This is a genomic window from Pseudomonas sp. FW305-7, from assembly GCF_058786735.1.
In genome coordinates this window covers 179,923-194,459 of the sequence record NZ_JBYSZA010000004.1, presented here as the reverse complement: position 1 = coordinate 194,459, position 14,537 = coordinate 179,923, and the positions used below count along the sequence as shown (strand labels likewise).

Here is a 14,537-nt window from a genome sequence, read left to right as displayed (position 1 = left end):
ACCGCTGATCGGTCGTGCACTTGAAAAAATTGCGACTAGGATGATTTGTTCAAATCCCTTTCAAGGATTTCAACCATGACCTTTGTGTTGGCTCAATGGCTGGTGACTGTTTTTGCGGTAATCGCCCTGGTGCATGTGTACTGGGCGCTGGGCGGGCAATGGGCGGCGGTGGCGGCAGTGCCACAAGTTCCGGTGGCAGGCTTGGTGCCGACAGTGCGACCGGCATTCAAACCGACGGGCTGGATCACGTTGGTGGTGGCTGCGGCTTTATTGGCGATTGCCGCGCTGGTGTGTCTGCGGGTCGGCTGGGGCGTGCCGGCGGTGCATCACAAGGCGTTGCAATGGCTGATCAGTGCGATCGCGCTATTGATGTTTGCCCGGGCGATTGGTGATTCGCATCTGGTGGGGTTTTTCAAGGAAGTGAAGGGTTCGCGGTTCGCCCGGCTGGATACCTGGGTGTATTCGCCATTGTGCGCGATGTTGGGGGCGGGGTTGTTGGCGGTGGCTTGGGTTTGAGGTCAGGTCGGATTTGTGTGGTTGCTGAACTGGCCTCATCGCGGGCAAGCCCGCTCCCACAGTGATTGTGGGTGTACACAAATACCGGACCCCACCTAAAACCCTGTGGGAGCTGGCTTGCCCGCGATGAGGCCAGCACCAACACCACAAGGATTCGGAATCAACTACCGCTTTCAGTGCGGCGGCTGCTGACTTCGGCCGGCACATCATCCCCGGCCATGCGCTTGCGGAACAACGCCGCCCGGGCCAGCAGCAAAGTGGTCACCGGCACGGTGATCGCCAGCAGGATCGGAATCAGCCACGCATGCACCACCGGCCCGGATTTCAGCGCCGAAAAGCAGATGATCGAGGCCAGCGCCACGCACCACGCGCCCAGCGTCGAAGCCAGTGCCGGCGGATGCATGCGCTGGAAATAGTCCTTCATCCGCAACAGTCCGGTCGCGCCGATCAGCGCAAACAAGCCGCTGAGCACCAGCAGGATCGCCACCGGAATCTCAACCCACAGAGACAGTTCCGCATTCATTCGATCACCTCGCCACGCAGCAGGAATTTCGCCAGGGCAAACGAGCCGACGAAGCCGAACAGCGCGATCAGCAGCGCCGCTTCAAAGTAAGTGTCACTGGAGTAACGAATGCCCAGGGTCAGCATCATCAGCATCGCCACGATGTACAGATAGTCCAGCGCGAGTACCCGATCCTGCGCCGACGGCCCTTTGAACAGGCGTACCAGCGTCAGCACCATGGCCAGCGAGAACAGGAACAGCGTCAGCAGAATCGCGTTCGACAGTAATGGGCTCATTCGAAAATCTCCATCAACGGCCGCTCGTAAGCACTCTTGAAGTGCTCGATGAATTGCGCCTCGTCATCCAGATCCCAGACGTGCAGCAAGAGAATGCTGCGATCCAGCGCCAGTTCCGACCACACTGTGCCGGGCACCACCGTGCAGATCATCGACAACGTGGCCAGGCCGTGGGCGTCGCGCAGGTCCAGCGGCACTTTCACGAAGCACGAGCGAGGCGGGCGGCGACCGGCGTTGAGCACGCCCCAGGCAACGATCAGGTTGGAAACCACAACATCGCGCCCGACGAGGAAGAACAGGCGCAGGATCGTCAGCGGTCGGCGGATGCGCACTTGTTTCGGACGCAGCTTGCGCATCATCAAAGGTGCGGCGAATCCCAGTATTGCGCCGAGCAGCAGGTTGCCCGGGCTGATCGACAGGTTCAGGGTCAACCACAACGCACATAGTGCAAGAGAGAGTAACGGTGCCGGAAACACGCGCTTCATGGCTGCACCTCCAGCACGGCTGCCTTGGCTTCCGGACTCGGCACAGCTCGGGTGCCGAGCACCGCCATCACGTATTGCTGCGGATTGTTCAGGGCATCGGCCGTGGCCTGGGTGTAGCGCAGCAACGGTTCAGCCTTGAAGGTCAGGGCGATACTCAAGCCCAGCAGCAGGAAAATCGGCGCGCATTCGAGTTTGCGCAGTAGCGGTGAAGGGCGCTCTTCTGGCGTCCAGAAGCGCTGGATGCCGAGGCGCGAGAACGCCATCAACGAGGCCAGCCCCGACAGGATCAGCAGCGCCAGCAAGGCCCACGCGGCATTGGAAATCGGTGCGCCGCTGCCCAATCCCAGCGGATTGAGCAGCGCGCCGATCAGGCTGAGCTTGCCGATAAACCCGGACAGCGGCGGCATGCCGATGATCAGCAGGGCGCAGGCGATAAAGCTCAGCCCGAGAAACGCCATGGTCCACGGGATGACCTGACCAACCACGGCTTTCTGTTCGTCGTCGAGGTTGATGCCTTTGGGCGGCTGCAGGGATTCCTGCGGTCGCGGCAGCAGCTCGCTTTCGTCTTCCAGCGGGATCTCGTTGGCCGAGCGCGAACGCTCGATCAACTCGGCCAGCAGGAACAGCGCGCTCAGGGCCAGGGTTGAGCTGACCAGATAGAACAGCGCCGCGCCGATCAGGTTCGGCTGGGCGAAGCCGACGGCCGAGAGCAGGATCCCCGCCGAGACCAGAATGCTCAGGCTGGCCATACGTTCCAGGCGTTGTGCGGCAAGAATCGCCAGCGCCGCGCAGGCCATGGTCGCCATGCCGCCGTAGATCAGCCAGTCACCGCCGAAGAACGCCGACGCCCCGGCTTGCCCGGAGAACAGCAGCGTCCACAGACGCAGCAGGGTGTAGATGCCGACCTTGGTCATGATCGCGAACATCGCCGCCACCGGGGCACTGGCCGAGGAGTAGGCCGGCACCAGCCAGAAGTTCAGCGGCCACATGCCAGCCTTGGCCAGGAACGCTACGGCGAGAATCCCCGCGCCGGCATGCAACAAGCCACGGTCGGCTTCCGGCACCAGCGGAATTTTCAGCGCCAGATCGGCCATGTTCAGGGTGCCGGTCACGCCGTAGATCAACGCCGCGCCGATCAGAAACAACGACGAGGCGAGCAAATTGATCGAGATGTAATGCAACCCCGACGACACCCGCGCGCGACCCGACCCATGCAGCAACAGGCCATAAGACGCGGCCAGCAGCACTTCGAAGAACACGAACAGGTTGAACAGGTCCGCCGTCAGGAACGCGCCGTACAGGCCCATCAACTGAATCTGGAACAGTGCGTGGAAACTCGAACCGGCGCCGTCCCAACGCGCCATGGCGAAGAGCAGGGCGCTGACGCCGATGATCCCGGTCAGCACCAGCATCAGCGCGGACAGGCGATCGACCACCAGCACAATGCCGAATGGCGCCTGCCAGTTGCCCGGCAGGTACACGCCGATCGAGCCGGGCACGCCAGTGGTCTGCGTCCATTGCAGCAGCATCACCGAAATGAACAGGCCGAGGAGGCTGGAGAACAGGTTGATTTTCGCCTTCAACGGCCGGTGCCGTTCGCCGAGCATCAGCATGATCGCGGCGGTCAGCAGCGGCAGCAGGATCGGTGCGGCGATCAGGTGAGTCATCGCCATCATTCCTTGGGCTCCCGGCCGTCGACGTGGTCAGTGCCGGTCAGGCCCCGCGAGGCGAGCAGCACCACCAGGAACAGAGCGGTCATGGCGAAGCTGATGACGATTGCGGTCAGTACCAATGCTTGTGGCAGCGGGTCGGTGTAGTGCAGCAAGTCTTGCGTCACGCCGTCCTTGATCACCGGCTCCTTGCCGATGAACAGGCTGCCCATGCTGAAGATGAACAAGTTGACTGCGTACGACAGCAGGCACAGACCCATGACCACCTGAAAGGTCCGTGGTCGCAGGATCAGCCAGACACCGGAAGCGGCGAGGACGCCGATGGCGATTGCGATGACTTCTTCCATCAGACGGCTCCTTTGCTGGCGACGGACTTGGGCAGCGATGCGGTCTTGTGACCCCGCACCGATTGGTGGGCAAGGGCGGTGAGGATCAGCAGCGTCGAACCGACCACTACGCCGTACACGCCAATATCAAAGAACAGCGCACTGGCGATATGGATGTCACCCAGCAGCGGCAGGGAGAAATGCCAGGTATGCGTGGTGAGGAACGGATACCCGACCACCATCGCGCCGAGCCCGGTAGCAGTGGCGAACAGCAACCCGGTGCCCATCCAGCGCAGCGGCCGCAGGCTCATTTGCGCCTCGACCCACTGTGTGCCGGCAACCATGTATTGCAGGATGAACGCCACCGACATCACCAGTCCGGCGACGAAACCGCCGCCCGGTTGATTGTGTCCACGCATGAACAGGTAGAACGACACCACCAGCGCAATCGGCAGCAGCAGGCGCACCAGCACCGCCGGCACCATCATGAAGCCGAGCGCGGTGTCGCTGGCCGAACGCGGGTTGACCAGATCGGTGACCACGTCCGGTGCCAGCAGGCGTTGCTGGGCTGGCAGTTGCAGGCTTTCTTTCGGTGGGCGGAAGCGGCGCAGCAGAGCGAACACAGTCAGCGCTACGGCAACGAGTACGGTGATTTCGCCGAGGGTATCGAAGCCGCGGAAATCCACCAGCATCACGTTGACCACGTTGCTGCCACCGCCCTCAGGCATGGCCCGGCTGAGGTAGAACGAGGAGATGTCGTTCGGCGTCTGCCGAGTGAGCATGGCGTAGGACAGCAGCGCCATGCCGCCGCCCACGGCAATCGACAGCAGCAAGTCGCGCAGGCGTCGAATACGCGCCTTGCGCAGGCTGCTTGGCAGTGGCGAGACTTCTTCGATGCGTCGCGGCAGCCAGCGCAGGCCCAGCAGGATCAGCACGGTGGTCACCACTTCGACCGCCAGTTGCGTCAGTGCCAGATCCGGTGCGGAGAACCAGACAAAGGTTACGCAGGTCATCAGGCCACAGACGCTGACCATGGTCAGGGCGGCGAGACGGTGATATTTGGCCTGCCATGCGGCGCCGAGGGCACAGGCAATCGCCAGCAGCCACAGGGTTACGAAGACGATGGAGCCCGGAATCTTCGGCCGGTCGCCCCAACTCAGGCTGCTGTGCAGCATCGGGATCAGGCCGGCGAGTACGGCAGCCAACACCATCAGGAACAGTTGCATTTGCAGGCGCCGGGTGCCGAGTCGACGTTCTACCCGACGGGCCATGCGCATCATCTCCACCAGACTGCGCTCGAACAGGCGCTTGCCGTTGAAGCGGCCTACCAGTGGCGGATATTTGAAGCGGCCCTGTCTGAACTGATTGCGTAGCAAGAGGTAGAGCACGATGCCGCCGGACATGGCGATCAGGCTCATGATCATCGGTGCGTTCAAACCGTGCCAGATCGCCAGGCTGTATTCCGGCAGGGGACCGCCGACAACCGGCAATGCTGCGGCGGCCAGTAATGGACCGACGATCTGTGCCGGGAAAATGCCCACCAACAGGCAGGTGAACACCAGCAATTCGACGGGGGCGCGCATCCAGCGCGGTGGTTCGTGCGGGGTGTGCGGCAGGTCGGTGGCCGGTGGACCGAAGAACACATCGACCGTGAAACGCAGCGAATAGGCGACGCTGAAGGTACCGGCGATGGTCGCGACAATCGGCAGCGCGGCTTCGACCCACGCGGTGGCGTTGATGAACACGGTCTCGGCGAAGAACATTTCTTTCGACAGGAAACCGTTGAGCAGCGGCACGCCCGCCATCGAGGCGCTGGCGACCATGGCCAGCGTCGCGGTGAACGGAATCAGCTTGATCAGACCGCTGAGCTTGCGGATATCCCGCGTGCCGCTCTCGTGGTCGATGATACCGGCGGCCATGAACAGCGAGGCCTTGAATGTCGCGTGGTTGAGGATGTGGAACACCGCCGCGACCGCTGCCAACGGACTGTTCAGACCCAGCAGCAAGGTGATCAAGCCAAGGTGGCTGATGGTCGAATAGGCCAGCAGACCCTTGAGGTCGTTCTGGAACATCGCGCAATACGCGCCGAGCAGCAGCGTACAGGCGCCGGCGCCGCTGACGATATAGAACCATTCTTCACTGCCGGACAGCGACGGCCACAGGCGTGCGAGCAGGAACACCCCGGCCTTGACCATGGTTGCCGAGTGCAGATAAGCCGAAACCGGGGTGGGCGCCGCCATGGCGTGCGGCAGCCAGAAATGGAAGGGAAACTGGGCGCTTTTGCTGAGTGCGCCGATAAGAATGAGAGGTAGCAGAATAGGGTAGAGGGCATGTGCGCGAATCTGATCGCCGGCGGCCAGGACCTTGTCCAGGTCATAGCTGCCGACGACATGGCCGAGGATCATGACCCCCGCCAGAAGGCATAAACCACCGGCCCCCGTGACCATCAACGCCATATAGGCACCGCGACGGGCGTCGGCGCGGTGATGCCAGTAGCCGATCAGCAGGAACGAGAAGAGGCTGGTCAACTCCCAGAAAAACACGATCTGGATAAGATTGCCGGAAATCACCAGCCCGAGCATGGCACCCATGAACGCCAGGAAAAACGCGAAGAAACGCGGCACCGGGTCATCCGGCGACATGTAATAGCGGGCATATAAAGAGACGAGGGTGCCGATGCCCAGCACCAGCATCGAGAACAGCCAGGCAAAGCCGTCCATGCGCAGGACGAAGTTCAGGCCGAGGCTGGGCAGCCACATGAACTCTTCGCGGATGACGCCGCCATGGGCGATTTGCGGGTACAACAGCGCGACCTGGACGGTGCCGATCAAAGCGACCAGACCTGCCAGCAGGGATTCTGTATTACGCGCGTTATGTGGCAGCACCGCTGCCAGACAGCTGCCAATGAATGGCAGAAGCAGTAGAACTATCAGGGACATAGGCTTCTAATCTGCGGAAGTTTGTAAAGCATCATACGTGCCAGCTCCCCGATCACCAAACGCCAGGATGTCTCAGAATCCTACAAAGTAGTCTGAAAATTTGTGTTTGGCATTATTTCAGGAGGGGGACGTCGTCTTTGAGGGCCCCATCGCGGGCAAGCCCGCTCCCACAGTATTTGCGTCGTGCACAAACCCTGTGGGAGCGGGCTTGCCCGCGATGACTTTCGTTCAGACGCTCAAGACGTTGCGGATCAGCGCTGGGTTTCCCGCTCCAGTTCAGCCTCTGCTTCAGCAACCTTACCCTTGGTCTTCAACTCACTGACAATCACCGCCGCCACAATCAACCCGGCCCCCACCAAAGCAATTGCCGGCAGCCGCTCTCCGGCGATCCGCCCGACAAACCCGGCCCACACCGGCTCACCGGCATAGATCAACGTGGCCCGGGTCGGCGAAACGCTCTTCTGCGCCCAGTTCATCGCCACCTGAATCGCTGCACTCGCCGCGCCCAGGCCCAAAGCGGTCACCAGCAGGGTCCAGGAGAAGTCCGCAATCACCTCACCCGTTGGCACCACCAGCAGAAATGACAACACCGACGTCGTTGCCAACTGCACCACCGTCACCCGGCGCACATCGACCTGGCCGGCGTAAGTGCTGATCAGAATGATCTCGGCAGCAATCGCGATGGCGCTGATCAATGTCGCAATTTCGCCGGGACTGAAGTTCAGCGAAGCCCCGGACGGCCCGGACAGCAGCATCAGCCCGGTAAACGCCAGCATGATGCCGATGCTCGGCATCAATCCCGGACGCCGCCCGAGCACCAGCCACTGCAGCAAGGGCACAAACGGCACATACAACGCGGTAATGAATGCCGACTGACTGCTCGGAATGGTCTGCAATCCGACCGTCTGCAAGCCGTAACCGAGCATGATTGCCACGCCGATGAAGGCGCCAGCCTTGAGTTCGAACAGGGTCAGTTCACGCAGATGGCGCCAGGAGAACAGCGCAACGATGCACGCTGCAGCGGCGAAGCGCAGGCCGACGAAGAACATCGGGCCACTGACGGTCATCGCGTGTTGAACCAGCAAAAACGTGCCGCCCCAGACCATGGTGATCAGCACCAGCACGCACTCGGCTTTGCTGAAACGGGAGAAACGGAGGGGAGTGTCGGGGCGATTCACTGACGTCATGTCCTTGCACGCTGGAGAAAGAGCGACGCACAATGCGCCAAATGTTGCGCAGTATACTGCCCAACCCCATCGAGTGAGCAATATAGTGCACAAAGATTCCAGCCAACGAGCCTCCGTTCTGCAACACGTCAGCCAGAATGTGCGGCGCTTGCGGCATGCTGCCGACATGAGCCAGACCGCGCTGGCGGAAAAGTCCGGGGTGAGCCGGCGCATGCTGGTGGCGATCGAGGCCGGCGAAAAGAATGTCAGCCTGACCACTCTCGACCGCGTTGCCGAAGCGCTCGACGTTGCTTTCAGTGATCTGATCCAGGCGCCCGATGCACGCGATCCGAGCCGCATCAATGAAGTGGCATGGGCCGGGAAGATTCCCGGCAGCAAAGCGGTGCTGCTGTCCAAAGCCACCGCCACCCGCGAGGTCGAGCAATGGGAGTGGTGCCTGCAACCGGGCGAGGTCTACCCCTCACAACCGGATGCCGACGGCTGGAGCGAGCAGATCTATGTGTTCGAAGGTTGCTTGACGCTGATGCTCGGCGACCAGCCGCAGCGCATCAACGCGGGCGAGTTTTTCATGTTTGCCAGCAATCAGCCGCATGCCTATCGCAATGATGGCAACGTGGCGGCGCGGTTCGTACGAAATGTGGTGATTTGAATGAGTCAGTGCGCAGACATCCTGATCATCGGCGGTGGCCTCAGTGGCGCGATGCTGGCGGTGCAATTGTTGCGTCTGCCCGGTCAGCGCAAGATTCTGATTATTGAGCCCCGTGCCGAACTGGGTCGCGGCGAAGCTTACAGCGCGGTCGAATTGGGCCACACGCTCAACGGCAATGCTGCACGCATGAGCGTTGATCCGGACAACCCGGATGATCTGACGCAATGGCTGACCGAACATATTGCTGCTGGAGGCTGGCCGCAGTCTTCCGAGCAGCAAGTGCCGGTCTGTGAACTGTTCCCGCCTCGGGGATTGTTCGGCGTCTACGTGCAGCAGCGCCTGGCTGAAGCGCGAGAGGTTGGCGAGCAATACGGTTCGACCGTCGAGCATATCTGTGCAGAAGTCATCGACCTGCAAACCGAAGCCGAATCGGTGCAAGTCACGTTGAATGATGGTCAGCACATTCGGGGCGCTTATGCGGTGCTTGCCACGGGCATGTTCCCCGCTGCACGTACGCCACAGAAAGAGTCCAGCGGCCTGAATGCCGCCGCACTCGACCCATGGGCTGTCGCGGCCATGCGCCAGCTCGATCCGCTATCGACCGTGCTGATCATAGGTTCCGGCCTGACCATGGTCGATGCCGTGGTCTCGCTGGAGCAGGCCGGCCATCGCGGGCCTATCGAGGTGTTTTCCCGTCACGGCTTGCTGCCCCATGTGCGCCGGCAACCGCCAGCCTGGGTGGATTTCCTCGCTGAAGATCACAGCATCCGCTCGCCGCGCCAGTTGTTACGCGAACTGCGCCGGCATTGCCGTGATGCTATCGCCCAAGGCATCGATTGGCAGGCGCCGCTGGACACGGTACGGGTGCACATCGCTCGATTGTGGAGTCAGGCAACTGACGTGCAGCGTCGACAATTCGTACGGCATGTGCGGCCGTGGTGGGAAAGCCATCACCATCGTTCGCCACCGTTGAGTGCGCAGTTGGTTGAGCGTTTGCTGGGAGAGGGACGGCTGCGGATTCATGCGGCTTCTTTCAAGGGGCTCGAGCCATGCGCGGAGGGCGGTGTGCATATTCGCATTCGGCGCCGGGGTGAAGCCGAAACCCGCGTGGTGCAGGGGGCGGCGTTGATCAACTCCAGCGGGATCGAATACGACTGGCGGCGTGTTGCCAGGCCGTTGCCACAGCAGTTACTGGCCCGTGGACTGGTGCAGCCGGGGCCGTTGGCGTTGGGGATTGCGGCTGCGATTGACGGTGCGGTGCTGGACGAAAACGGCCAGGTCGCGAATCGGTTGTTCGCCATGGGGCCGCCGTTGCGCGGGATGTGGTGGGAGAGTACGGCAGTGACGGATGTGGCGTTGCAGGCCAAGGCACTGGCGGCGCGGTTGGGCTCTGAGCAAGGTTGAGGGCTTCTGTTTACGGGCTGGGCCTCATCGCGGGCAAGCCCGCTCCCACAGGACTCTGGTTGTAAACACCATTTGTGCCACGCCACAGAACCTGTAGGAGTGAGCCTGCTCGCGATAGCGGTGGTTCAGTCGATATAAAAGGTGACTGATCTACCGCTATCGCGAGCAGGCTCGCTCCTACATTTGTAGCGTGGTAAGCGAAAGAGTTACGCCACGACTCGATAGCACGGCACATATGCCGCGCCGCCCGGCAGTTTCATCCGGTGCTGGGCGACGAAGGCTTTGAGCAGCGCATCCAGCGGTTGCATGATCGCCGCGTCACCACGGATCTGATAAGGCCCGTGCTCTTCGATCAGGCGAATGCCCTTGTCCTTGACGTTACCGGCAACGATCCCTGAGAACGCCCGACGCAGGTTGGCCGCCAGTTCGTGAGGTGGCTGGTCGCGGTGCAATTTGAGGTTGGCCATGTTTTCGTGGGTCGGATCGAACGGACGCTGGAAGCCCTCGTCGATCTTCAACAACCAGTTGAAGTGGAAAGCGTCGTTGCGTTCGCGGCGGAACTGCTTCACCGCTTTCAGGCCCTGAGTCATCTGGCGCGCCACTTCAGCCGGGTCGTCGATGATGATTTCGTAGTGCTGTTTGGCGGCTTCGCCAAGCGTGGCGATGACGAACGCGTCGAGTTGCTCCAGATACGGCGCGGCATGCTTCGGACCGGTCAGGATCACCGGGAACGGCAAGCCCTCGTTGTCCGGATGCATCAGGATGCCCAGCAGATATAGGAATTCTTCAGCGGTACCGGCGCCGCCCGGGAAGATGATGATGCCATGGCCCACTCGCACGAACGCTTCCAGACGCTTTTCGATGTCCGGCAGGATCACCAGTTCGTTGACGATCGGGTTTGGCGCTTCGGCGGCGATGATGCCCGGCTCGGTCAGACCGAGGTAGCGGCCGCCGTGAATGCGTTGTTTGGCGTGAGCGATGGTCGCGCCCTTCATCGGGCCCTTCATCACGCCGGGACCGCAACCGGTGCAGATGTCGAGGCTGCGCAGGCCCAGTTCGTGGCCGACTTTCTTGGTGTATTTGTATTCTTCGGTGTTGATCGAGTGACCGCCCCAGCACACGACGATTTTCGGTTCGACGCCCGGGCGCAGGGTGCGCGCGTTGCGCAGCAGGTGGAAAACGTAGTCACTGATGCCTTGCGAGGTGCTCAGGTCGATGCGTTGGCTGTCGAGTTCGTTTTCGGTGTAGACGATGTCGCGCAGGGCGCTGAAGAGCATTTCCCGGGTGCTGGCGATCATTTCGCCGTCGACGAAAGCATCGGCCGGAGCGTTCAGCAGCTCCAGGCGCACACCGCGATCCTGTTGGTGAATGCGGATTTCGAAATCTTTGTAGGCTTCAAGGATGGTCTTGGCGTTATCGACATGGGCGCCGGTGTTGAGGATGGCCAGGGCGCACTGGCGGAAGAGGGTGTAGGTACTGCCGGATCCGGCTTCGCTCAGTTGCTGGACTTCACGTTGAGAAAGGGTTTCCAGGCTGCCTTTCGGGCTGACCGAGGCATTGATTACGTGTCGTTGGGTCATGCAATGATCCTTAAAACGATGTCATCCCAAAACCAGGCGAATGGCATCCGAATAGTGTGTATCCATGAATGAAGATGGCACGATCTGCGCTGTACCGCCATGTCCCCGTTGGACGCTGAAAAGATGAAAAGGAGCCCCAGCATAGCTAAATCCTTCGCAGAGGCGATAATGCGCGGGCGAGTTTTTTCCGTTGCTCTTTTTGTCGCTCAAGGAAGTCATAAGTGATGTTCGAGATTCAGCCGATGGACGCGGTCACCTTTCGCCAGCAGACCCGACGCAGCACACTGATCATTGCGGTGCTGTTTCTGGTGCTGGCGATGTTGTTTTCGACGACGGCAGTGGCGCTGTTCGGCGAGCCCGGTGGCGATAACCTGCGCTTCAATGTCGGCGGGGTGTTTGTCGCGTTTCTGTTGACGGCGGCGCTGTTGCGCGGGCGGTTCTGGACCCAGACGTGGATGGCCCCGGCGGTCTATAGCTGGCGGCTCAAGCGCAGCCTGATGAGCGTCACCAATGTGATGCACCAGGTGACGGCAGCGGTTGAGAAAAATGATCCGACGGCCATGAAAGTGTTGCGTTTCTATCACATGGGGCTGACGCAAATGCATGAACTGGATGGCAACTCCAGCGATCATGCGCAATTGCACCGGGAAGTCGAAACACACAAAGAGCGGATGCAGGCGCTGGGGCTCGATATCGACCAGCCACGCCTTGATCCGGCATGGCTGGAAGCCTTGAAACCGGCGTCGCGTTAAAGCGCAATACGCCGGGCGCGGCGCTGTTTCCACGAGCGAATCAGGCGCCCATACACCAGCAGGTTGACCGCCAGGACCACGCTACCCAGCACCAGTTGAATCCCCGGGGTCAGCCCGGCCGGGTAGATGATCGGCCAGATGTAGTGCTCGATGAATCCGCCGGCGTATTCGGTTTGCCCGGCAGCGTGACGCATCAGGTTTTCCCAGTAGGTCAGCGGACAGGTCAGGTGCAACACCTCGACCGCAAAGCCCCATGCAGCGGCTGGCAGGTGCAGCCACATCAGTCGTGGCCACTTGAGGACCAGCAGCCCGCCGAACAGCACGAACAATATGAACAGCAAATGAAACAGCACCAGCCCGTCGGCTGCGATTCGGTACAGCATGTCGTCTCCCTGACGCAATTGTGAGTGGCGCTATGTTACGCGCAGGGCCTGGGTAATTGCGCAAGATTGTTCAAGACCGGGCGGCGTTTTTACTGGCACAGTCGTCGACCGTTTTCCTGGGTTGAAAAGCGTTATGTCTGACTCTCTTATGCCGCGCAGTGCGTTTCTTCGCGGCGCTGCGGCGATCATACCGCTGTCTCTGGCGACTGCGCCGTGGGGGCTGCTTGCCGGTTCCATGACGATTGAAGCCAACCTCACACCACTGCAAGGGCAGGGCTTGTCGAGCATCGTGTTTGCCGGCGCTGCGCAGTTGGTGGCAATCGGCATGCTCAAGGGCGGTGCCGGGATCTTCTCGATTCTGCTGACCACGCTGCTGCTGACTTCGCAACATCTGTTGTATGGCATGAGCATGCGCTCGGTGATTTCGCCGCTGCCGGGACGTTGGCGGATCGGGCTGGGTTTTTTGCTCACCGACGAGTTGTTCGCCCTGACCAGCCAGCATGATCGTCAGCAGTTCAATCGCTGGTATGCCTTGGGGGTTGGCCTGACGTTCTACATCGCGTGGAACCTGTTTACCCTCGCCGGGATTGTCCTGGGCAGCAGCATTCCGGGCCTTGAGCATCTGGGCCTGGATTTTTCGATTGCCGCGACCTTCATTGCCCTGATCACGCCGGTGGTGCGCAACGTGCCGACCGTGGTCTGCGTGGCGGTCTCGTTGTTCTGTTCGGTGTTGTTCAGTTATTGGCAATGGGGCTCGGCGCTTGTCCTGTCGGGATTGGCCGGGATGACTGCAGGGTTTATCTGCAACAAGCTGTATCGGGGGCGCACATGATGGTTTGGGCAGTCATTGTCGGGATGGGATTGCTGGTGTTCCTCAACCGCTATGTGTTTCTTGAGCCGCGTTTGCCGCTACGTCTGAGCAGTAACGCGCGGCAGTTTCTCGGTTTTGCGGTGCCGGGCATGTTGACTGCAATCTGTGGGCCGATTGTATTCATGCCGGAAAAACAGCTGAATTTGCAGTGGGATAACCCGTATTTGCTTAGTTCGCTGGTGGCGATCGGACTGGTGATCTACACACGCAGTACGCTACTGAGCATGTTATTGAGCATGGCGTTTTTCTTTTTGCTGCGTTGGTGGTTGTAAGTTGTCCGATGAAAACTGATCTACGCTTTATGGAAGATGATTTCCTCTGAGAGCGAGGTGGGCATGGCAACCGAGAAAACGCGTCCGAATGATGACGATGAGCCGACAGAAGCGGAGATTGAGGAACAGGAAAGAAGAGAAAAGCAGACCTGGAAACACGACGACAGCAGAGAGCTGTCTGATCGTGATCAGGAAATGCCTTTGAAACCCTGAATGCTGCAAACAAAAAGCCCCGATCATGCGGGGCTTTTTGCGTTTCAGAGGTCTTCCAACTGCGTGAAATCGGGGTGTGCCGCCCGATAACCCAGCGTTCTGTCGATCCAGGCATTGAGCTCGTTGACCATCACCGGCGGATGGCCGGGATAGCCTTCGAGGGTGGTGCGCAAGATACGTTCGATGTCAGGCACTGAACGCAGGTTTCGAGTCTTGATGTAGTGGCCGATAAAACAGTCGAGTTGAAAGCGTTCTGTCATGGACAGATAAATACACTCCAGGCCGTTGGCCTGTTTGATTGCAAAATCGTCGCGCAACTTAGTTCTCTGCAAGGCTTGTTAAAATTGTAGGGGATTCCTGGTTTTGTTGACTCTTTGGTCAACTGGTATGCCAAATGGAAATGCGGCGCGCATGCTATCCGTAGTGCAACTAAATGTATGTATGACGGTTGAAATGTCAGACAGGCGGTTAGTTCGCTCAAACGATTGTTTT

General features: G+C 60.4%; 17 protein-coding genes. 7 read left to right on the top strand and 10 right to left on the bottom strand.

The window, feature by feature from the left end; all coding sequences use genetic code 11:
- Positions 1 to 75: 75 nt before the first annotated feature.
- Positions 76 to 516: a DUF3995 domain-containing protein gene (locus tag AC3WMT_RS07815; protein WP_103303423.1), complete on the top strand. Its 441-nt coding sequence runs from the start codon at positions 76 to 78 to the stop codon at positions 514 to 516.
- 160 nt (positions 517 to 676) lie between these two features.
- Here the strand turns inward: AC3WMT_RS07815 and AC3WMT_RS07810 are convergent, their stop codons facing one another.
- The 7 genes from AC3WMT_RS07810 to AC3WMT_RS07780 form a co-directional block, all read right to left on the bottom strand.
- Positions 677 to 1,039, bottom strand: a complete 363-nt coding sequence (locus AC3WMT_RS07810) for a Na+/H+ antiporter subunit G (RefSeq protein ID WP_103303424.1) — start codon at positions 1,037 to 1,039, stop codon at positions 677 to 679.
- Positions 1,036 to 1,314, bottom strand: coding sequence for a K+/H+ antiporter subunit F (locus AC3WMT_RS07805; protein WP_007910754.1), 279 nt, complete (start codon positions 1,312 to 1,314; stop codon positions 1,036 to 1,038). The genes AC3WMT_RS07810 and AC3WMT_RS07805 overlap by 4 nt, the downstream gene beginning before the upstream one ends.
- Complete coding sequence (locus AC3WMT_RS07800) at positions 1,311 to 1,799, bottom strand: Na+/H+ antiporter subunit E (RefSeq protein WP_103303425.1); 489 nt, start codon at positions 1,797 to 1,799, stop codon at positions 1,311 to 1,313. Before AC3WMT_RS07800 ends, AC3WMT_RS07805 begins: the two co-directional genes overlap by 4 nt.
- A complete protein-coding gene (locus AC3WMT_RS07795; RefSeq protein ID WP_103303426.1) occupies positions 1,796 to 3,475 on the bottom strand; it encodes a monovalent cation/H+ antiporter subunit D in 1,680 nt (559 codons plus the stop codon). The genes AC3WMT_RS07800 and AC3WMT_RS07795 overlap by 4 nt, the downstream gene beginning before the upstream one ends.
- On the bottom strand, positions 3,472 to 3,816 hold the full coding sequence (locus AC3WMT_RS07790; RefSeq protein WP_008085854.1) for a Na+/H+ antiporter subunit C: 345 nt from the start codon (positions 3,814 to 3,816) through the stop codon (positions 3,472 to 3,474). Before AC3WMT_RS07790 ends, AC3WMT_RS07795 begins: the two co-directional genes overlap by 4 nt.
- Positions 3,816 to 6,734 carry a monovalent cation/H+ antiporter subunit A gene (locus tag AC3WMT_RS07785; RefSeq protein WP_103303427.1) on the bottom strand — a complete coding sequence of 973 codons (2,919 nt, stop codon included), beginning with the start codon at positions 6,732 to 6,734 and terminating at the stop codon, positions 3,816 to 3,818. Before AC3WMT_RS07785 ends, AC3WMT_RS07790 begins: the two co-directional genes overlap by 1 nt.
- A gap of 251 nt (positions 6,735 to 6,985) precedes the next feature.
- On the bottom strand, positions 6,986 to 7,921 hold the full coding sequence (locus AC3WMT_RS07780) for a DMT family transporter (RefSeq protein ID WP_103303429.1): 936 nt from the start codon (positions 7,919 to 7,921) through the stop codon (positions 6,986 to 6,988).
- An 85-nt stretch (positions 7,922 to 8,006) separates the two neighbouring features.
- Between AC3WMT_RS07780 and AC3WMT_RS07775 the strand changes: the two genes are divergently transcribed.
- A complete protein-coding gene (locus AC3WMT_RS07775) occupies positions 8,007 to 8,570 on the top strand; it encodes a helix-turn-helix domain-containing protein (protein WP_103303430.1) in 564 nt (187 codons plus the stop codon).
- Positions 8,571 to 9,974, top strand: coding sequence for an FAD/NAD(P)-binding protein (locus AC3WMT_RS07770; protein WP_103303431.1), 1,404 nt, complete (start codon positions 8,571 to 8,573; stop codon positions 9,972 to 9,974).
- 206 nt (positions 9,975 to 10,180) lie between these two features.
- Here AC3WMT_RS07770 and ppnN read toward each other — a convergent pair whose 3' ends face one another.
- The gene (gene ppnN, locus AC3WMT_RS07765) at positions 10,181 to 11,554 is read right to left on the bottom strand and encodes a nucleotide 5'-monophosphate nucleosidase PpnN (protein WP_103303432.1); all 1,374 of its coding nucleotides are present in this window, start codon (positions 11,552 to 11,554) and stop codon (positions 10,181 to 10,183) included.
- A 224-nt stretch (positions 11,555 to 11,778) separates the two neighbouring features.
- Between ppnN and AC3WMT_RS07760 the strand changes: the two genes are divergently transcribed.
- On the top strand, positions 11,779 to 12,306 hold the full coding sequence (locus AC3WMT_RS07760; protein WP_103303433.1) for a DUF3087 domain-containing protein: 528 nt from the start codon (positions 11,779 to 11,781) through the stop codon (positions 12,304 to 12,306).
- On the opposite strand, the gene AC3WMT_RS07755 is transcribed toward AC3WMT_RS07760, so the two are convergent.
- A complete protein-coding gene (locus AC3WMT_RS07755) occupies positions 12,303 to 12,689 on the bottom strand; it encodes a DUF2784 domain-containing protein (protein WP_103303434.1) in 387 nt (128 codons plus the stop codon). The two genes, AC3WMT_RS07760 and AC3WMT_RS07755, sit on opposite strands and share 4 nt — an antisense overlap.
- A 133-nt stretch (positions 12,690 to 12,822) precedes the next feature.
- On the opposite strand from AC3WMT_RS07755, the gene AC3WMT_RS07750 reads away from it, so the two are divergent.
- From AC3WMT_RS07750 to AC3WMT_RS07740, 3 genes are all read left to right on the top strand, one after another.
- Positions 12,823 to 13,521, top strand: a complete 699-nt coding sequence (locus AC3WMT_RS07750) for an AzlC family ABC transporter permease (RefSeq protein ID WP_103303435.1) — start codon at positions 12,823 to 12,825, stop codon at positions 13,519 to 13,521.
- Positions 13,521 to 13,832, top strand: a complete 312-nt coding sequence (locus tag AC3WMT_RS07745) for an AzlD domain-containing protein (RefSeq protein ID WP_177431384.1) — start codon at positions 13,521 to 13,523, stop codon at positions 13,830 to 13,832. Before AC3WMT_RS07750 ends, AC3WMT_RS07745 begins: the two co-directional genes overlap by 1 nt.
- A gap of 63 nt (positions 13,833 to 13,895) precedes the next feature.
- Entirely contained in the window at positions 13,896 to 14,045 is a 150-nt protein-coding gene (locus AC3WMT_RS07740; RefSeq protein ID WP_177431380.1) for a hypothetical protein, read from the top strand.
- Between the two features lie 44 nt (positions 14,046 to 14,089).
- Here AC3WMT_RS07740 and AC3WMT_RS07735 read toward each other — a convergent pair whose 3' ends face one another.
- Positions 14,090 to 14,362 (bottom strand): hypothetical protein, encoded by a 273-nt coding sequence (locus tag AC3WMT_RS07735; RefSeq protein WP_103303437.1) that lies wholly within the window; start codon positions 14,360 to 14,362, stop codon positions 14,090 to 14,092.
- Between the last annotated feature and the right edge of the window lie 175 nt (positions 14,363 to 14,537).